General features: G+C 38.0%; 20 protein-coding genes, 1 pseudogene and 2 riboswitches. Of the genes and pseudogenes, 1 reads left to right on the top strand and 20 read right to left on the bottom strand.

The window, feature by feature from the left end; all coding sequences use genetic code 11:
* Positions 1-14: 14 nt before the first annotated feature.
* From RGB74_RS04400 to RGB74_RS04320, 17 genes are all read right to left on the bottom strand, one after another.
* Entirely contained in the window at positions 15-1,100 is a 1,086-nt protein-coding gene (locus tag RGB74_RS04400; RefSeq protein WP_310761782.1) for a tartrate dehydrogenase, read from the bottom strand.
* A gap of 159 nt (positions 1,101-1,259) precedes the next feature.
* Entirely contained in the window at positions 1,260-3,089 is a 1,830-nt protein-coding gene (locus tag RGB74_RS04395; protein ID WP_310761781.1) for a sigma-54 interaction domain-containing protein, read from the bottom strand.
* Positions 3,090-3,506: 417 nt separating this feature from the next.
* Positions 3,507-3,647: riboswitch (cyclic di-AMP (ydaO/yuaA leader) on the bottom strand.
* Between the two features lie 276 nt (positions 3,648-3,923).
* A complete protein-coding gene (gene sufB, locus RGB74_RS04390; RefSeq protein ID WP_310761780.1) occupies positions 3,924-5,321 on the bottom strand; it encodes a Fe-S cluster assembly protein SufB in 1,398 nt (465 codons plus the stop codon).
* Between the two features lie 53 nt (positions 5,322-5,374).
* On the bottom strand, positions 5,375-5,815 hold the full coding sequence (sufU, locus tag RGB74_RS04385; RefSeq protein WP_310761779.1) for a Fe-S cluster assembly sulfur transfer protein SufU: 441 nt from the start codon (positions 5,813-5,815) through the stop codon (positions 5,375-5,377).
* Positions 5,805-7,025, bottom strand: coding sequence for a cysteine desulfurase (locus RGB74_RS04380; protein ID WP_310761778.1), 1,221 nt, complete (start codon positions 7,023-7,025; stop codon positions 5,805-5,807). The genes sufU and RGB74_RS04380 overlap by 11 nt, the downstream gene beginning before the upstream one ends.
* Before the next feature lies 1 nt (position 7,026).
* Positions 7,027-8,325 (bottom strand): Fe-S cluster assembly protein SufD, encoded by a 1,299-nt coding sequence (gene sufD, locus RGB74_RS04375; RefSeq protein WP_310761777.1) that lies wholly within the window; start codon positions 8,323-8,325, stop codon positions 7,027-7,029.
* 19 nt (positions 8,326-8,344) lie between these two features.
* Complete coding sequence (gene sufC, locus RGB74_RS04370; protein WP_310761776.1) at positions 8,345-9,130, bottom strand: Fe-S cluster assembly ATPase SufC; 786 nt, start codon at positions 9,128-9,130, stop codon at positions 8,345-8,347.
* A gap of 508 nt (positions 9,131-9,638) precedes the next feature.
* Entirely contained in the window at positions 9,639-9,770 is a 132-nt protein-coding gene (locus tag RGB74_RS04365; protein ID WP_310761775.1) for a YuzK family famiily protein, read from the bottom strand.
* A gap of 228 nt (positions 9,771-9,998) precedes the next feature.
* Positions 9,999-10,379 carry a carboxymuconolactone decarboxylase family protein gene (locus tag RGB74_RS04360; RefSeq protein WP_310761774.1) on the bottom strand — a complete coding sequence of 127 codons (381 nt, stop codon included), beginning with the start codon at positions 10,377-10,379 and terminating at the stop codon, positions 9,999-10,001.
* A gap of 544 nt (positions 10,380-10,923) precedes the next feature.
* On the bottom strand, positions 10,924-11,742 hold the full coding sequence (locus tag RGB74_RS04355) for a MetQ/NlpA family ABC transporter substrate-binding protein (RefSeq protein WP_310761773.1): 819 nt from the start codon (positions 11,740-11,742) through the stop codon (positions 10,924-10,926).
* A gap of 24 nt (positions 11,743-11,766) precedes the next feature.
* Positions 11,767-12,435 carry a methionine ABC transporter permease gene (locus tag RGB74_RS04350; protein ID WP_310761772.1) on the bottom strand — a complete coding sequence of 223 codons (669 nt, stop codon included), beginning with the start codon at positions 12,433-12,435 and terminating at the stop codon, positions 11,767-11,769.
* Positions 12,428-13,453: a methionine ABC transporter ATP-binding protein gene (locus tag RGB74_RS04345; RefSeq protein ID WP_310761771.1), complete on the bottom strand. Its 1,026-nt coding sequence runs from the start codon at positions 13,451-13,453 to the stop codon at positions 12,428-12,430. Before RGB74_RS04345 ends, RGB74_RS04350 begins: the two co-directional genes overlap by 8 nt.
* 85 nt (positions 13,454-13,538) lie before the next feature.
* Positions 13,539-13,657, bottom strand: a riboswitch (SAM riboswitch).
* 77 nt (positions 13,658-13,734) lie between these two features.
* Positions 13,735-14,079: a hypothetical protein gene (locus tag RGB74_RS04340; protein ID WP_310761770.1), complete on the bottom strand. Its 345-nt coding sequence runs from the start codon at positions 14,077-14,079 to the stop codon at positions 13,735-13,737.
* Between the two features lie 120 nt (positions 14,080-14,199).
* Positions 14,200-15,363 (bottom strand): anti-sigma-I factor RsgI family protein, encoded by a 1,164-nt coding sequence (locus RGB74_RS04335; protein ID WP_310761769.1) that lies wholly within the window; start codon positions 15,361-15,363, stop codon positions 14,200-14,202.
* Between the two features lie 85 nt (positions 15,364-15,448).
* Positions 15,449-16,204, bottom strand: a complete 756-nt coding sequence (gene sigI / locus RGB74_RS04330) for an RNA polymerase sigma-I factor (protein ID WP_310761768.1) — start codon at positions 16,202-16,204, stop codon at positions 15,449-15,451.
* 463 nt (positions 16,205-16,667) lie between these two features.
* Positions 16,668-17,009, bottom strand: coding sequence for a thioredoxin family protein (locus RGB74_RS04325; protein WP_310761767.1), 342 nt, complete (start codon positions 17,007-17,009; stop codon positions 16,668-16,670).
* A gap of 179 nt (positions 17,010-17,188) precedes the next feature.
* On the bottom strand, positions 17,189-17,536 hold the full coding sequence (locus tag RGB74_RS04320) for a toprim domain-containing protein (protein WP_310761766.1): 348 nt from the start codon (positions 17,534-17,536) through the stop codon (positions 17,189-17,191).
* Between the two features lie 276 nt (positions 17,537-17,812).
* Here RGB74_RS04320 and RGB74_RS04315 point away from each other — a divergent pair.
* Positions 17,813-18,058 (top strand): annotated as a pseudogene (locus tag RGB74_RS04315) (KGG domain-containing protein); the annotation flags it as partial.
* Positions 18,059-18,349: 291 nt separating this feature from the next.
* Here RGB74_RS04315 and RGB74_RS04310 read toward each other — a convergent pair.
* The 3 genes from RGB74_RS04310 to RGB74_RS04300 form a co-directional block, all read right to left on the bottom strand.
* On the bottom strand, positions 18,350-18,589 hold the full coding sequence (locus RGB74_RS04310; RefSeq protein WP_310761765.1) for a YusG family protein: 240 nt from the start codon (positions 18,587-18,589) through the stop codon (positions 18,350-18,352).
* Between the two features lie 64 nt (positions 18,590-18,653).
* A complete protein-coding gene (gene gcvH / locus RGB74_RS04305; protein WP_310761764.1) occupies positions 18,654-19,040 on the bottom strand; it encodes a glycine cleavage system protein GcvH in 387 nt (128 codons plus the stop codon).
* A gap of 71 nt (positions 19,041-19,111) precedes the next feature.
* Positions 19,112-19,471 (bottom strand): arsenate reductase family protein, encoded by a 360-nt coding sequence (locus tag RGB74_RS04300; protein ID WP_310761763.1) that lies wholly within the window; start codon positions 19,469-19,471, stop codon positions 19,112-19,114.
* Positions 19,472-19,550: the final 79 nt, after the last annotated feature.

Raw genomic sequence — 19,550 nt, 5'->3', positions numbered from 1 at the left:
CTTTTTTCATCTCCTTAAATAAAATTTATACGTTTATTGGTCATTTGCTGAAGAATAGCTTCTCCAAATTCACTGGTCGTATTTTTCCCTCCGAGGTCCGGGGTAGACACATTTCCATCAATGAGAACCTCTTCAATCGATGATACGATCAATTTCGCAATATCAGAAAAACCAAGATGCTCCATCATTAAGCTAATACTCCAAATCTGCGCAATGGGATTGGCAATTTTCTTTCCGGCAATGTCAGGCGCAGAACCATGAATGGGTTCGAACATCGAAGGATAATTTTTTTCCGGATTTATGTTTCCGGAAGGTGCTAGTCCTAAACCACCTACAATAGCTGCGCCAAGATCTGTTAAAATATCGCCAAACAGATTGCTCGCCACGACAACATCCAATTCTTCAGGTCTGGTAATAAAATAAGCTGCCAGTGCATCAATGTGATAGATGTCCGTCTGGACGCTAGGATGATGCTTGCTCACTTCCTTGACGATTTCATCCCAGAAAGGCATCGAGTGATTGATTCCATTCGATTTTGTAGCTGACGTCAGCTTTTTCCTCGTTCTTTTTTCAGCAAGCGAATAAGCATAATTGATAACTCGTTCGGTTCCGTATCTCGTAAAGACATTATTTTGTACCGCAAGCTCAAAGGGAGTGTTTTCATGTAACCTCCCTCCCATATTGGAGTACTCTCCTTCTGTGTTTTCACGCACTACGACAAAATCCAGATCTTTATGGGCTTTATAACGAAGAGGACTCTCTAAACCCCTTAATAGTTTTATAGGCCGCAAATTGATATATTGCTGAAAGGCTCTGCGAATGGGGAGGATCAATTCCCATACTGAAATGTGGTCAGGAACAGTTGGTGCACCGATGGCACCAAGCAAAATCACATCGTAATCCCGCAGAATGTCCAGGCCACTATCCGGCATCATCTTTCCGTGTTTTAAATAGTAATCACAATTCCAATCAAACGTGTCAATGGAGAAATGAATGCCTCCGTGCAGTTCCTCAATTTTCTTTAATGTTTTTAACCCTTCTGCCATGACTTCAGGTCCAATTCCGTCTCCAGGTATGGCCGCTATTGAGAAATGTTGCAAGCTATCACCTCATTTTTTGTTTGTCAATTATTAATGCAAGTTTCATGCCGATTCAGTTAATTTTAAATTTTCTGAATTTTTTAGGTATGATAGGGCATAAAAAATCAGAAATTCCACTATATTCGTTTCATTTTGCATCATCTGTTTCAAAATAAAGCATCAAAGCTTGTATTCTTTGATTTTGCGCCAAAGGGTCGATCGGTCAATTCCAAGAGACTTTGCCGCCTCTCCTCTGCTGTTATATTGTTGAAGCGCACCTTGAATTAAATCTTTTTCATTCTCTTTAATGGTCGCAATGCTGGCAATTGTTTGAGTTCTCTTCTTTCTAAGTTTAGGATAATAAAACCAGGCATCTTTAGCCGTTATGGCTGAACCTTTTTGAAGCAAGACGATTCGTTCTAAAACATTTCGTAACTCACGAATATTTCCTGGCCAGTGATAGTCTTGTAAAACTAAATAAAAATCTTCATCGATCTTTTCGATTTGCTTTTGATGCTGTTCATTAAATTGCTTTATAAAATGACAGGTAAGCAAGGGAACATCCTCTAGTCTGTTTCTTAGTGCCGGCAATTCAAGTGAAAGTACATTTAAACGATAGTATAAATCTTTTCTAAACTGCTTCTTTTCAATTTCGTCTTCGATGTTTGTATTGGTTGCTGCAATAATCCGTACATTAACAGGAATGGTTCGTTGTCCTCCGACTCTCCGGATCGATCTTTCCTGAAGAACTCGTAATAAGTGAGACTGAATTTGCAAAGGCATTTCTCCGATTTCATCCAAAAACAAAGATCCTCCATGCGCCAATTCAAACAGTCCCTGCTTACCACCTTTTTTAGCTCCTGTAAAACTGCCTTCTTCATAACCAAACAATTCAGTCTCTAGTAAATTTTCAGGAAAAGCGGCACAATTAACCGCAACAAATGGACCAATTGCCCGGCTGCTCTGCAGATGGATTCCTTGTGCAAACAATTCTTTTCCTGTCCCAGATTCTCCTGTAATGAGTACCGTTGCATCTGTTTGCGCAAAGATCTTAGCCTGTTCTTTAGCTTCACGAATCTCTTTGACTTCCCCAATAATGTCCTCCAGTCTGTATTTTGCTTCTAATCCGTTTTCATGCAATTTTTTCCTTAGTTTCATTTCCATTCTTTGCAGGTCGGTAATTTCTTTAAAATTGGATACTGCTCCAACGACAGTGTTGTTAAGAATAACGGGGTAACGGTTTATAATGATTTGGCGATCAAGTATCTTGGCTACATCCCCTATTTCTTTCTTACCAGTTTGCAGCACTCTCAGCATATCGGAATGTGGGATATATTCTGTAATGTTCCGTCCGACCACATCCCCTTCTAGCCCTAGATACTTTTTCGCATTATTATTGGTTAGTGTTATTTTCCCTTGCTTGTCTACCGCTATTAAACCATCATGAGCAGAATCGGCAATGGCCTGTACCTGGTATTTTTCTTTAAACATCTCTTTCGTCACATCGGTTAAGTTCATTGCCTGACGTGTTGCGGAAACCATGGTATCCATTGAAGGATGAACATAAAGGACATTTTCATTTCGTTTAGAAACGGGGAGACTACTTTCCCAAGAAGGAACAAGAAATGTTGTGTTTTTATTGGCGTTACCGAGTTCAACAAATTCCTTGCTGCAAATATCAAAATGGTTCTGATACATCAGAAGATTTTCAGTGTTTAACCACTTTTTTTCTTCATCTGACACCAAAATTAAGAGATTATGTTCATAAAGATTTTGTTCATTAATCGTTTTTTCGAAATCACTTAAATGAATGGAGACAGGTACAATAGGGATAGAAAAGGATTGAACCTCGTTTACATAAGGTAAAGGAGTAATTAAAACAAAAGGGTTCATCATATGATCGATAATCGATTTTTTAGAATGGAAGCAGGTTGGTTGAATACCTTGTTCGATTAATAGTTGAGTGAAGATAGCTTCTAGTGTTTTATTTAATTTATACAAAGCGATCATTTTCTCTACACTCCTTTCTTTGTTTTATAATTTAACATACAAATGCAAAAAAAGAGGCTAGGTAAATATTCTTTTTATAAAGTCTGGGTCTTTGCTTGAAGATCACCATCTAAAAGATTATTTGATTATCGTTTATAAATCCATGCACTACTAGTTACAAAAGTTCAAATATACAATAAACCCATGGCTTTTAAATTGCCATGGGTCTTTTAGGATGTTTCATGGATGAACTTGCGTACGGAACAGATACTATGTGTGTTTTTTAAGTATTAATAGGTCCTTAAACCGCAGAAAATCAACCCTTTTAAAAAATATGTGTACATTAAAATATATCAAAGTTGATACTCTTGTGGGTAAAATGCGGAAAGTTTGGTGGGTAAATTAAAATTAAAAACTTTTTAGTCTTACAAGCTTTACCTTCCTTCTCATAAACACATATGAGATTAGCTGTCGGAATCTGGCCTTTGAGTAGCCCTACCTGCTTAAGGATTCACTCCTTGGAATTAAAAAATCCAATAAACCGTTCCCCTTACCTTTAGGTTTCAGCAATTTTAGAAACTTGAAACTGTTGAATTTCATACTCATGGGTTATGTTCATTGTAAAGATGTAATTACTCACTAACACAATAATTTAAAACTACGTTTGCATCAAATACTAACATAGATGTACTTTTAACAACAGAGTAGTTACTTATTCCAAAATCTTGCCCGTTTGTTGAATAAGAAGAATTTTATAACTTAAAATGCAAAGAAATAAATTTCGAGTTGGCACGACACTAATTTGCATATAAAAAAACCTTGGTATATTCCTTATATACCAAGGCTTTTCAGACTTTATCCGATTGAACCTTCCATCTCGAACTTGATCAGGCGGTTCATTTCTACTGCATATTCCATTGGAAGTTCTTTCGTAAATGGCTCGATAAAGCCCATTACGATCATTTCCGTTGCTTCTTGTTCAGAAACACCACGGCTCATGAGGTAGAACAATTGGTCTTCAGAAACTTTTGAAACCGTTGCTTCATGCTCAAGAGTAATGTTGTTGTTTAAGATTTCATTGTACGGAATTGTATCTGAAGTAGACTGGTTATCCATGATAAGCGTATCACACTTAACGTTAGATTTAGATCCATCAGATTTGCGCCCGAAATGAGCGATACCACGGTATGTTACTTTCCCGCCATGCTTCGAAATGGACTTCGAAACAATGGTAGAAGAACAATCTGGTGCTAGGTGCAATACTTTTGCTCCAGCATCTTGGTGCTGTCCTTTACCAGCGATCGCGATTGAAAGAATAGTACCTTTTGCTCCGCGGCCTTTCATAATAACAGCCGGATACTTCATTGTTAGACGAGATCCGATGTTGCCATCTACCCATTCCATCGTTGCGTTTTCTTCTGCTACCGCACGCTTTGTAACAAGGTTATAAATGTTGTTCGCCCAGTTTTGGATCGTTGTATAACGTGCATAAGCGTTTTTCTTTACGATGATCTCTACTACCGCACTATGAAGTGAGTTTGTAGAATAAACCGGAGCTGTACATCCTTCTACATAGTGTACAGAGCTGTCTTCATCCGCAATAATAAGCGTACGCTCGAACTGACCCATATTTTCAGAGTTGATTCGGAAATAAGCTTGAAGCGGTGTATCACACTTAACACCTTTTGGAACATAAATGAATGATCCACCAGACCAAACTGCAGAGTTAAGTGCAGCGAACTTGTTATCTGAAGGCGGAATAATCGTTCCAAAGTACTCTCTGAAAATTTCTTCATGTTCTTTTAATGCAGTATCTGTATCCGTGAAAAGAATCCCTAGATCTGATAGGTCTTCCTTCATGTTGTGGTATACAACCTCTGATTCATACTGTGCAGATACACCTGCCAGGTATTTTTGTTCCGCTTCTGGAATACCAAGCTTATCAAAAGTTGCTTTAATTTCAGCTGGCACTTCATCCCAAGACTTCTCGGATTTTTCAGATGGCTTTACGTAATACGTAATATCATCAAAGTTTAAATCCTTCATGTCCCCGCCCCATTGAGGCATTGGCATTTTGTAGAACATCTCTAATGACTTCAAACGGAAATCCAGCATCCATTGTGGTTCTTTTTTCATACGGGAAATTTCTTCAACGATTTCTTTTGTTAAACCGCGTTTGGATCTGAAAATGGAAACGTCCTTATCTCTAAACCCATATTTATATTCGCCGATATCCGGCATTTTCTTAGCCATTGCAGAATCCCTCCTTACAGGATTGGCACTCTAATATCTTATATATAGGCAACCTATTCTTCTTCTTTCTTTCCTACTCCCTGCTCCATTGCTTTCCACGCTAATGTGGCGCATTTTATACGGGCAGGAAATTTAGAAACACCTTGAAGAGCCTCTATGTCACCTAAATCGATTGATTCATCATCATATTCGTTACCTAACATCATATCATAAAAAATATTTGCTAGCTTAACTGCTTCTTCTACACTTAAGCCTTTTACAGCTTGTGTCATCATTGAAGCTGATGCAAGACTAATGGAGCAGCCTTCTCCGTCAAACTTTGCTGACTCGATTTTACCATCCTCTACTTTTAAAGTGAGCTGGATTCGGTCGCCGCATGTCGGATTGTTCATGTTGATTGTCAAGGCTCCATCTTCCAAAACCCCTTTGTTGCGAGGATTTTTGTAATGGTCCATTATAACTTGACGGTAAAGCTGATCTAAATTAGAAGACATGACCGAAATACTCCTTTGCAGTTGTTAATCCCTTCAGAAAAGCATCGACATCGTCTTTTGTATTATACAGGTAAAAGCTTGCACGAGCAGTAGCTGTTACATCCAGCCACTTCATAAGCGGCTGTGCACAATGGTGCCCTGCACGAACTGCGATTCCCTCAGAATCAAGTACTGTAGCCACATCATGCGGATGAACATCATCCAGATTGAATGTGACAAGACCCGTACGTTCTTTCGGTCCAAAAATCGTTACACCTTCAAGTTCTGATAAACGTTCTAATGCATAATCAGCAAGTTCGTGTTCAAGTTTCTTAATATTATCAAGTCCAATTTCTTCAAGGAAATCGATTGCTGCACCGAGTCCGATTGCACCTGCGATGATAGGAGTTCCGCCTTCAAACTTCCAAGGCAGCTCCTTCCATGTAGATTCTTGCAATCCGACAAAGTCAATCATTTCACCGCCGAATTCAACGGGCTCCATTTTATTAAGAAGTGCTTTTTTACCATAAAGTACACCGATACCTGTCGGACCACACATTTTATGCGCAGAGAAAGCGAAGAAATCACAATCAAGATCCTGAACATCTACTTTCATATGCGGAGTACTTTGAGCTCCATCCACAACCATTATTGCGCCATTCTTGTGAGCGATCGCAGCAATTTCTTTGATCGGGTTGATCGTTCCTAAGACGTTAGAAACCTGCATAACTGAGACGATTTTAGTATGCTCTGTTATCGTTTTTTCAACATCCGCCAAGTCAATCGTGCCATCTGGCTGCAACGGAATGTATTTTAATGTTGCTCCCGTTGTTTTAGCGACTTGCTGCCAAGGGATGATATTGCTGTGGTGCTCCATTGGTGTGATCACAATTTCGTCACCTTCAGTCAGGTTCGCATTGCCATAACTTCTCGCAACCGTATTAATGGCTGTAGTCGTACCACGAGTAAAGATGATCTCCTGAGTAGATTTCGCACCGATAAATCGGCGTACCTTTTCTCGTGCTCCTTCATAGCCATCAGTTGCGCGGGTTCCGAGAGTATGAACTCCACGGTGCACATTTGAATTGTATTCTTTGTAATATTTATCTAGTGCTTCAATGACTTGAATAGGCTTTTGGCTAGTGGCGGCACTGTCAAGGTAAACGAGAGGTTTGCCGTTAACTTCCTGGTCTAGGATAGGAAACAGCTTTCTCCATTCCTTTGCACTCATACTAGCTTACTTTCCTTTCAATAACCTCGACTAGACGCTTTTTAACAGATTCAAGAGGCATTTGGCTAACAACCGGTGCCAAGAATCCGTGAATAATTAAACGCTCAGCTTCAGCTTTTGCAATTCCGCGGCTCATTAAGTAGAACATTTGAAGCGGATCAATACGGCCTACAGATGCTGCGTGTCCTGCAGTTACATCATCTTCATCGATCAAGAGAATCGGATTCGCGTCACCACGTGCTTTTTCACTTAACATAAGAACACGTTCAGTTTGCTCACCATGAGACTTTGTAGCACCATGCTCAATTTTCGTTATTCCGTTAAAAATAGAGCTGGCGTTATCTTTCATTACCCCGTGAGTAAGAATGTAACCTTCAGAATGTTTTCCGTGGTTAAAAATTTGTGCCACGAAGTTTTGTTTTTGATCTCCGCGACCAATCGTTACTGTCTTAGTATCAGTAAATGAACCGTCTCCAATAAGGTGTGTTGTATTATCAGAAACTGTATTTCCGTCATTGAACTGACCAAGTGCCCATTCAATGCGAGCATCGCGGTCTGCACGTCCTCGGCGGTTTATATATGAAGTCATTCCTTTTGCAAGGTTATCAACTGCTCCATAAACCACTTTTGAACCACTGCCAGCGTATACTTCAGAAACGATGTTTGCTACAGATTCAGTTGTGTCATTTGTAGAAAGGTAGTTCTCTACATACGTTACAGAACTGTTATCTTCCACAGCAAGGATCACGTGGTTGAATAACGCTGCTTCATCGTCTTGATAGTAAATCGCTTGAATTGGCGAAGACACCTCTACGTTTTTAGGAACGTATAGAAAAGCTCCATTTACAACTAGTGCAGCTTGAAGAGCTGTTAAACGATTTTCATCAGCCGCAACTGCCTTCATGAAGTATTTCTTCATTAAATCTTCGTTTTCTTTTGCAGCTGTAAGCAAGTCAGTGTAAATAACACCTTGTGACTTTACTTCTTCTTCTAATGTGAAATATACAAGGTTCCCGTTATGAATAACAAGAACGTTCTTTGCTTCTTCTTCCGTTCCGATCAAAGCTTTAACATCTTCAGGAAGTTCATTGAAAGCTACTGCATTCCCAGTTGCTTCATGCTTGAATTCAGTAAAATTCCATTTATCGATTTTTGTTTTGTCTGGTTTTGGCATCGGCAAGTTGTTCGCTAGTTCCAATGCTTGCAAACGAAGTTCCTGCAACCAAGCGGGTTCTTGTCTGCTGTTAGAAAAACCGGTTACGTAGTCCTTATCAAATCTTAGGCTCGTATCAACTGACATGTATAGTCCCCCTTATTGCTTACGCTTCTTGGCCAACAGTTTCGTCTTTAATACCTAGCTCTTCTTTAATCCAGTCATAACCTTCCGCTTCAAGACGTTGAGCCAGCTCAGGTCCACCAGATTTCACGATGCGTCCTTGCATCATAACGTGTACTTTATCTGGTGTGATGTAGTTCAATAGACGCTGATAGTGAGTAATGATCAGGCAGCCAAAATCAGGGTTGCGCATTTCATTTACACCTTTAGCTACTACTTTAAGTGCATCGATATCTAATCCAGAGTCGATTTCATCAAGAATCGCAATTTTCGGCTCTAGCATCATCATTTGAAGAATTTCGTTACGCTTCTTTTCTCCACCGGAAAAACCTTCGTTAAGATAACGGTGTGCAAATGTGTTATCGATTTCAAGGTGATCCATTTTTTTATCCAACTCACGGATAAACTTCATTAGAGAAATTTCTTCGCCTTCTTCTCGTTTTGCATTGATTGCAGAACGAAGGAAGTCTGCATTTGTAATACCGCTTACTTCAGATGGATATTGCATAGCTAAGAACAATCCAGCTTGCGCACGCTCATCTACTTCCATCTCAAGCAGATCTTCACCATTAAAAGTTACTTTACCAGAAGTAACTTCGTATTTCGGGTGACCCATTAACGCTGCAGAAAGAGTAGACTTTCCTGTTCCGTTTGGTCCCATAATTGCATGGATTTCTCCACCATTTATTTCGAGATCTAGACCTTTAACAATCTCTTTATCTTCAATTGAAACGCGAAGACCTTCAATCTTTAAATTAGGTGCTGACATAATACAACCTCCAATATGAAATCTAACTAAGATTTTTGATAATAGGCATAGAATAGCCATTCTCAATTTATTCTCATTCTAATCTTATAACAAATGAAAAGTATCTTCAAGGAACGAGGGTAAAAGAAATGAGGAAATAATTGTTCAGCCACTTAAAGCACAAAAATTTTTAAGTGCACACAGTCAATTTGAATGGGTTCGAATAAAGAGGCTTCTGCTTCGTTGGTTGTGTATCGTGCTTATGAAATTCCATGTATGGATTTAGAATTTCGCTCGTATTTTTTCTGATTTCCCTCGTATTATTCGAATAGCGCTCGTATTTTTCATTTTCCTAAATAACTACAATAAAAATTTAAGTGTTTTTCATTTACTTCATTTATTTCTGTCCATTTATGTCAATAAATAACGAAATGGATCTAAAAAAATACAAAAGCTGGCTCATCCATGGTTAATACCATAATTGAGTCAGCTTATCGTTTATTTATTATATTTGAATGACTGAAGGCTTTTAGTGGTTCGCCGCATTTGCTGCGATTTCTAAACCTTTTTTGTACTCTTTTTCACGTTCTTTTTCAACATCTAAGCGTTTTTCCAAATCCCTGTCATACTCTGCATAACCGCAACCATGTGATTGATGCATTGCTTTTTCCATTTCAGTAGTATGTTTTGTTTTTATGGGGTGGATAATAAATCAATCCTTTCATGATTAATTGGTTTTATCATAACAAGGATAATCACAATACCCAACTTGCATATCACACGGTACACTAGTGTATGGAGTTCTCTCGTAATGCACAGTAGACACATCAGAAACATCCTTAGAATTCCTGCCATATCCTCTCGATTTCTTTGCATAACCCCATTTAAATTAATGTCTTGGTTTATTGAGTTCCTGGATGCATTCTTGAACAAGTGTTACACCTTGACTCATTGCAGCACCGCCGCCAAATGCTGCTGAAACGCCAACAGCTTCTAATATTTCGTTTTCAGTGCAGCCTTGGTCGAGACACCCTTTAGTATGATAAATGATGCAATACTCATCTTGTGAATAAATACTGATTCCAAGTGCAATAAGCTGTTTATTCTTCTCGGATATTTCACCTTCTTTAAAACAATGTTTCGTAAATTCGCTGTATGCATGTGTAAGCTCAGGCATATGTTCGTTATATTTCCCTAATCCCTCTTTGTAGCGGATTAAATGATGCTGGGTTGAATTCGAACCTTTCATCGGCTGTTCTTCTTGTTTCATTTTTAACACTCCTGTCACTTAAATAGTAAACAAAATTAGTATGAGTTTTTAACGAAGCTGATATGTAAAAAAAGTCTTTTAATAAGGCTCTTTTCTAAAAGATTGTTGATTCTGAGGCATTTTTGTAATTTGACTCCAATGTCAGGTTGATTGGAGTGTAAGGTGTGAGACTCCTCGAAAATGAAAGTCACATTTTCTTCGTGGGATGTTTATGCTGCCGAAGCCTTCCTAGTCCTGCGGGACAGGCGGGCAGTCCGAAAAGCGAAAGCGGTTTGATCAGCCCCGACAAGCAAAAGGGAAAGGGGCTAAGAAGGCGCTTTTTGCCTTCAGGACCATTACACTTTTGACCTCGAGGGGCTAACCGCTGCAGCTAGACAGGTGAGACACTTATACGTGAAACGTACGAATGTGGCTCACCGTCTGCCCCGCGGAAAGCGAGCATCCTGTAACGGATATCAACTACTTTCAAAAGCACCAATGAATACGAAAAGAGCCTTTAATAAAGAAAAAAGGATGACTCAGTTGAGCCACCCTTTTTCACTCTTTATTTATTTACTGGTACGACTGCACCTTTATATTTCTTCTTAATGAAGTCTTGAATTTCTTTAGAATGCAATACGTTTACTAATTCTTTCACTGCTTTTTTGTCTTCGTCACCTTTACGAACAGCGATAATATTAACAAATGGTGAATCATTGCCTTCAATTGCAATGGCATCTTTTTGTGGATTTAATCCTGCATCGATTGCATAGTTTGTGTTGATCATGACAGCGTCGCCTTCGCCATTTTTATAAGCCTTTGGCAGCATCCCGGCATCAACATCAGCTTTGAACTTAATATTCTTAGGATTTTCTTCAATATCTTTTATTTGTGCTTCATAACCTGCACCTTTTTTAACTTTAATTAAGCCTTCTTTTTCTAATATAGCAAGCATACGGCCATGGTCAGCTACTGAGTTAGACATAATAATTGTAGCACCTTGCGGCAGATCTTTTAGAGATTTGTATTTTTTAGAATAAACACCGATTGGCTCAATGTGAATACCGCCTGCATTTACGAACTTATAGCCATGGTCTTTCATTTGAGATTCCATATAAGGAACGTGCTGGAAGTAGTTAGCTCCAATTTCTTTTTCGTTTAAAGATTTGTTTGGAAGTACATAATCCTGAAATGTTTTAATTTCAAGTTCGATACCTTTTTTCTTTAATAGCGGCTTCGCTTCTTCAAGAATTTCTGCGTGAGGAACATTTGAAGCTCCTACAATAATTTTTTTGTCGCTGATACCGCCTTCTGTTTTGTTGCCGCAGGCAGCAAGAGCAGCTGCAACTACAGCGAGAAGTAATACTGTTAAGATTTTTTTCATATAATTTTCCTCCTTGTTGTGGTGTTATCTTTTATCTAAAGCAGTCGTAATTCGATCTCCTATCCATTGGATAATAAATACGATCACTAAGATTAGCGCGGTGGAAACTAGTGTTACGTCAGCGTTATCTCTTTGATAGCCTTCCATATAAGCAAGGTTACCTAGCCCCCCTGCTCCTACGACACCTGCCATTGCCGTGTAGCTTACAAGAGCAATCGCTGTAACGGTGATTCCAGAGATTAGTGCCGGCAAACTTTCAGGAATAAGCACTTTAAATATGATTTGGGCATTTGTTGCACCCATTGATCTTGCTGCTTCAATTACCCCTTTATTAATCTCCCTCAAAGCGATTTCTACCATTCGTGCATAAAATGGTGCCGCTCCTATAATCAAAGCAGGTAAAGCTGCTTCTGCTCCTAGCATTGTTCCTACTAGAAAGCGGGTAAACGGAATAAGAAGTATGATCAAGATAATAAATGGAATCGAACGGAACACGTTGACAACAACGGCGATCAATCCATTTAAAAATTTGTTTTCCCATAAGTTTCCTGGCGATGTTAAAAACAAAGCTAATCCCAGGGCAAGACCTAAGATAAATGTAACGATTACTGATATTGCCGACATGTATAATGTTTCATTTGTCGCCTGAATGACTGCATCCCATTGAACATTCGGGAACCAAATACTAAGCATTATGAATCACCTCAACCTCAACCTGCACACTGTCCAAAAATTTCATCGCTTTTTCTAGGGCAGAGTCACTGCCTTTAATTTGAATAAACAGCGTCCCATACGGACCATTTTGTGTCTGCGAAATTTTCCCTTGAAGGATATTAACATCTACCTCATAATTTCGAATCAATTCTGTAATGAGCGGCTGCCCAGTACGACCTCCGACAAAAGTGAGCTGAATGATCTTGCCTTCAGGGAATCCATCAATAAATTGTTTAATTGTATCAACAGTTTCTTCAGGTTCTGTCACTTGTTTAACAAAGTCTTTGGTAATGTTTTGAGCAGGGTTTTTAAATACGCTCAATACATCTCCTTCTTCAACAACTTTACCGGTTTCCATTACGGCTACGCGGTGACATATTTTTCGGATAACATGCATTTCATGTGTAATCAGTACAATTGTTAAACCAAGTTTTTTATTGATCTCTACTAAGAGATCGAGGATGCTGTCCGTCGTTTTCGGGTCAAGTGCGGAAGTTGCTTCATCGCACAATAATACTTTTGGCTGATTCGCCAGAGCTCTTGCTATACCAACACGCTGCTTTTGACCGCCGCTAAGCTGGGAGGGATAAGATCCGCCTCTGCCTTCTAAACCGACAAGATTAATGAGTTCCTCTACTCGTTTGTTAATCTCAGCCTTTTTTACACCTGCAATTTCTAAAGGAAAAGCGATATTTTCCCGAACCGTTCTTGACCAAAGCAAGTTAAAGTGCTGAAAGATCATGCTGATTTCTTGCCTGGCTTCTCTTAACTGTTTTGAAGAAAGCTCAGACATGTTTTTTCCACCGATTGAAACTGAACCGCTCGTTGGTCTTTCCAGCATGTTCAGTATGCGGATCAGCGTACTCTTTCCAGCACCGCTATATCCGATAATCCCGTATATTTCTCCTTGATTTATTGTTAAATCTACCGTATCAACAGCCTTTACTTCACCATCTTTGGTTTGAAAGACTTTACGGACTGATCGTAAGTTAATCAAAATACCTAACCTCATTTCCTAAATAAAAAATAAAAAAATGCCTTCTGCTTCAATATGAGCAGAAAGGCATAATATATGCGCATTCTCCTCATCTCCCAAGACAAATAATGTCCTGCAGGAATTGGCACCTTTCTAGCTGACAATAAGCCAACTAGCGGTTGCCGGGTTTCATAGGGCCAGTCCCTCCACCACTCGTGATAAGTTAAAGCGTTGCGTTATTAAGTTAAAGCGAAACATTTTAAAGTCGATGTGAAGAATAATAACATCGTTGTCGATAGGTGTCAAACTTTTTTCGCATTTTTGAACATTAGCCCACTAGATATTTGTTCCCAGTGAGAACTTAGATAAAAAATCGCTTCCCATTTAAGCCGCTGTCTTAACGTCCCTTGAAACTCGACCATTTCTTGCCGCAAGAGGGTAGTCAGTTTCATCTTTCCTTCTAACATCAAAATCAGATAGTTTGGATTTCCTTTAAAAATGACAATTCGGTTGCTGTTGCCTTCTTTGTAACCTATCTTAAGCGTTGTATCATCATACATTTCGAAGTTCGGCTTAACCGGAATGTTATACAAAAGCAGATATGGACTTCTGGCAATCTGTTCTTCAAAAAAGTGTACATCCAACATAAAGATCCCCCCGAATTGATTGTTACTTTTTCTTGTTCGTGAGGAATGATGGTATACCTTTATAAAGCTTTCGACAGCTCTAAAGAATCGTTTTTGGAATTACGACAGGTTTAACCATTTTTAGTGATTATGTCTGCTTTTCCCTGTTTCGCTGCCATTATGACCGTTGCTATTTTTGCTTTGCTCATTGCTTCTTCCGTTCCCGTTCCTGCCATTATGATGGGAATCAGGGTTCGTTTTAATTTGTTCAGAATAATTTTGCTTTCGATTTTCTTGATGTTTATTGTTTGATTCATTGCTATTTTGACTTCTGTTATTGTTTTTGTAATCTGGCTTTCCGTAATTTTTTTCACGGACAGGACTATTATTATTACGGTTCTTTGACTCTGTATGCAGTTTATTATGTTTGTTCGGTTTTACAATGTATTCTTTAGATTCATGATTCCGTTGTTGTGCAGGTCGATCTGTATGATTGTTCGATTTATCAGGATCAGGTGTATGCATCTGCTTAGGATGTGGAATCACCTTTATGTCTTTAGACGAAACAGCTGCTTTCTTTTGAAGATCTTGAATGTTAGCTTCTTTAATAATCTTTTCTTGGATAGGCACCTGTTGTTTATTGGCTTTTTGAAAAGCAGTCAGTTTACCTGAGGATACACCAAGCTGCGCAGCCTTTTTACGTGTATCACGGTTTGTCTCCGTTACCGTTATTGCCACGGGGTACTTAATGACAGCTTGTTTCACTATTGAATTAACCGCTTGATCGAGCTCTGCTTCCGTTTTACCGTTTCCTTTTTCACTTGAAACGGTTGTAATCAGCATTGAATGATCTGACTTCATATATCCTTCCGCTTCATAAGCGTTTATAAGCTGGTTGGCAAACACTTGGAATGAAGGATGTTCATCAATCGACAAGTGATGCTTTTTTATTAATTGTTTAGCTTCTTTATTAAAAGCGGAAAGTTCAACAACCTTCATTTCGTCATTCACACCAACCTCTAAGCTAGGATTGATATCAAAGCTTACGTAAGCTGCTGCAGCAGACTGGCTGCCAATGGGAATAATGCCAGATAAAAAAACAAAAGCCACTAAGACGGCTACAGATAAAGATAGTGAAGGCAACGCAAAAAGACTTCTCTTTTTGAAAGAAAAATAAGAAGTCTGGTATTCCTTCCCTACGAGAGGACGTTTTCCTTTAGGTATTTTCACCGTAACAAACGTACCATCCTTCATAAGCAAAGTTGCTTTTTTATTGTTTATTTCTATAACAATGCCGCTTTTCAATGATATCCCCCCGCACGTAGCAGGATCAGTAGGAAATTGCAGGTAAGAGAATGCTTCTCTTACCTCACAATTATATTACTTCACCTTAAGGCTGAATGTAAGATTTCAGCGCTTGGAAATCGCCCAAGTATATTAATGATACTGCTATTATATACTTTCGATTTCTCTCTATCGTTTTTCGACTACAGGATACCATATTTAATAAATCTTTTATCGGTAATTGTTTCTTTTCTTTCAAGAATGCGGCAAGTTCTTCATTTTCTGCCAGTAGACGTGCGATTTCTTTAGCGTTTTCGCGTGCATCAACGTGTTTAGGACAGTGTTTGCTTAATACTTTAAAGTTTAAGCCAAACGTTTTTAACATCTTTTGGTATTCTTCAATTTCATATACACGATTCTCTACTTGGAGCTGATCTTCAAAATGATCCATAGCTGCTTTTTGTTCAGCATAGCTCTCTTCTAAACGGCCTTCTTCGTCTTCTTCATCAGGCTGAAGAAAAATCAATCGGTTTTGACGAACTTCTTTACGGATATAATCGATTACACGGCGTCTGATTACCATATCGGCAAACGATAGAAAACGGCTTCCTTGCCCTTCTTGATACTGATCGATTGCTTCATTAAAGGCAAAAAGACCTACACTAAACTCGTCCATTGTTCGATCTATATATTGACTGCACACTTTTGAAGTTACTTTTTTAATAAATGGTTGATAGTCATCTATAAGTTCGTTTCTTAATTTTTCATCTTCTCGTTGCTGGATCGTTAATACCTTGTCTTCTATGCTTGTTAGTTTATTCTTTGCTAAAGGAAATACAGCGTTTAAATTTAATGATGTCATGATTATCAATCACCTCTGTTAATAAATTGCTTACCGGTTATTTTTAAAATCAGTTATTTTTTTGTTTTAAACAAATCATTCTTATTTACCACATTTACACTGGGAGCAAACATCAATCAAGCTCTCCTAATCATTTATACCATGACTTTTGACATTTGTAGGATACAGTTCTATAACAATATTACAGCCACCGTAACATTTGTGACTTTCTTGTTAAATTACTGAATTTGCAAAAATAACAGATAATTCTTCTTTATTTACCAAAAAACCTATTCTAATAAGGCTTGTACGCCATTATCCGACATAAAAAACACACTCCTTTTTATTACATAGAAGTGTGTCAGCGACATTTAATTACCATATTTTGTTTTGAGAAAAACCCCCGAAAAAAGGACTTTTCATTAGAACTAGAATGTTGTTTACTCATTATGGGGCTTAAACCACATTTTTTTTAATAAAAAATTTACTTTCTAATGATTTCAGTCATCGTTTTATATAAATCTCCAGCGGATTGAAGTGCATAAATACGTTTTATCACAATTCCCCTTGATAGTACCAGCAGACAAGGTACGCTTGTAATTCCATATTTTTCAGCGAGCTCAGGCATGCTGTTAATATTACATACCCCTGATTGAATAGAGTCACTGCTGTCAGATTGGCCTTCAATCGTTGCCAATGCTACCTCAAACATTCTTTTCCCTACTTTGCATGTACCGCATAACGGAGTTTCTAGATAGAGAAAAAAGGGTTCCTTACGAGATAATTCTATTGTTGAATTCCAGTTATTTCGTGTGATTTCATTCATATTCATAAACTCCATACTATTTGTAATGAGATTTTGTGCTATTAGGATATCATGAAATCATGAATTTCCGCTTAAAAAAAGCTTTGACAATGGTTTCTATGTAAAAAGTCAAAAACCTCCTTTACCCGCTCACCAGGAAAAACTGATGATTACAAAGGGGGAAAAGAGGCTGTTTTTGATTATCCTAAACAATTTTTATGAATATTAAAATGAGCACCGACTAATACCTTTGCTAAATACACCAGTGGGGTTTTTGCTACTTCTCTGTACATTTTATGAATATATAAATGCTCAGCATTCGGCAGCTCGCGTTGAAGCAGCTTTCTTAATTTAAGACCAGCATCATCAGCATCCACTAAGATGTAAACATCTCTATCTTCTATAGCTATTGCAAGTTCCTCTAGTTTGCTAAGACCTAATGTTCCATTTGTACAAATAATCTCTACGGGTTCATCTAAAATCGTAGCGATCTTATCTTTGTCAGATTTGCCTTCTACAATGATTACTTTATTCATGCTTCCATTCATTACGCATCTCTCCTATACATTGAAGCACTGTTAAATGAATGCATCGATTAAATATTATATTTGCTTTATTTTATTAAAATCCTGCAAGAGATGTTCTTTAATAACATTCCCCTTTTTAGTTATTTCCTACCCTATTTTTGTTGCAGCCGCTATTTTAATGACTATTCTCTCAAAAACATTGAAAAGTGTTTATAACGTAAGGATTCAGGTTAAATGTTGAATATTGTGATTCTTAAAGTAGATAGTGATTCATCATAATTAAAAAGGAGCGATACAATGGCTGGCAATGCTGAAAAGATGAGCCGTGAAGAAGCTGGAAGATTAGGCGGTCTTAAAACCGCACGTTCGAAAGGAAAAGCATTCTTTAAAGAAATTGGAAAAAAAGGCGGTAAATCTACATCGCAAACTCATAATACCGGGTTCTACCAAGAGATAGGAAAAAAGGGCGGTATTTCTACATCAGATTCTCATGATAAAGAATTTTATCAGCAGATCGGTAAAAAAGGTGGGCTTGCATCGTCTTTGAAAGAATAAAGTAGCCGGCGAGCAGTTGTCGGATTTTGTTTGAAAATATCGATTCGTGGTTATCTGCAAATTAACGTGGGATTATTGTATTTAACGTGGATATAATTCGATTTTACGTGGAAATAAATTGAATAACCGTGGAAATATTGAAAATCACAACCGGTAAAAATGATATTTAAGTGGATTGGCGTTACTTGATTCAGGTGTACGTGAAAATAACAAAAAAACAGAGCAAAAAGTGCAGGATCTGTACTTTTTTGCTCTGCTTCCTATCAATTTTATAATAAATCAGCACCAGCCTTTGTCACACTCATCAACATATTTTGATGGATTAGGAATCTCTGCTGGTTTCTCACTTTTATAAATTTTTTCTTGATCGACTTCAAATCCTTCAGCCATCTCATACATGTTACCTTGGTTTGTAAAATGTATTTGGCCGATTTTGTCTTTTTCAAGATACAGCGACATGGAACCGCCTTTCATTTTGCCAAACACTCTTGATGTCACATCAATTTTGTTTTTGTTCATCAAAAAATCCCTCCAAAAAAGAATTTAGCAATATGCCTATTCTTTCCTGAAGAGATTTATTTCATTAGTCTTCTTTAATCAGTTCTTCATATTGTTCAGATGTCATTAAGTTATCAAGCTCAGAGGAATCTGAAAGTTCAACGACAACCATCCATGCTTTTTCATATGGAGATTCGTTTACAAGCTCTGGGCTGTCATCTAGATCAGCGTTTACTTCTACAACTTTTCCAGAAACAGGAGCATATAGCTCAGAAACTGTTTTAACAGATTCTACACTTCCAAACGGCTCGTCTGCTTTAAGTTCATCTCCAACTTCAGGGAGTTCAACGAATACGATGTCACCAAGTTCATCTTGTGCAAATGCAGTAATACCGATACGAACTTTGTTTCCTTCTTCTGATTTTGTCCATTCGTGCTCTTCTGAATAGCGTAACTCTTTAGGAAATTCCATGTGTTATCCCTCCAGCTTTTCTTTTTGTTTATAGTAACTACAATAAATAAATATCATAGTCAGTAACAAATTTACTTTTTCCAAGCCTCTTCATATTGCTCTTCTTTAAAGCCAATTGTAACCATTTTTCCGTCTGTTGCGATTGGTCTTTTGATCAGCATACCATCGGATGCCAGGATCTCAAGCAATTCTTCGTCTGTTGCTGTTTTCATCTTGTCTTTCATACCTAATTCCCGATATTTCAATCCACTCGTATTAAAGAATTTTTTGATTTCCAACCCGCTTGTTTCTACAAGGCTTTTTAGTTCTTCCTTGGAAGGAGGGTTGTCCACAATATGTACAGGTTCAAAGGCTACTTCATTTTGTTTTAGCCATTTTTTTGCTTTTTGACAAGTAGAGCATTTCGGATATTCATAAACCTTCAGTAGCATTATATCACCCCTTTTCATAGTACCACAAACATGAATTTTTACTAAATAAAAATGGACAGAAATGACTCATTCATTCATT

The organism is Bacillus sp. NEB1478 (genome assembly GCF_031582965.1).
Taxonomy (GTDB): domain Bacteria; phylum Bacillota; class Bacilli; order Bacillales; family Fictibacillaceae; genus Fictibacillus.
This window is presented reverse-complemented; position numbering and strand designations above follow the sequence as displayed.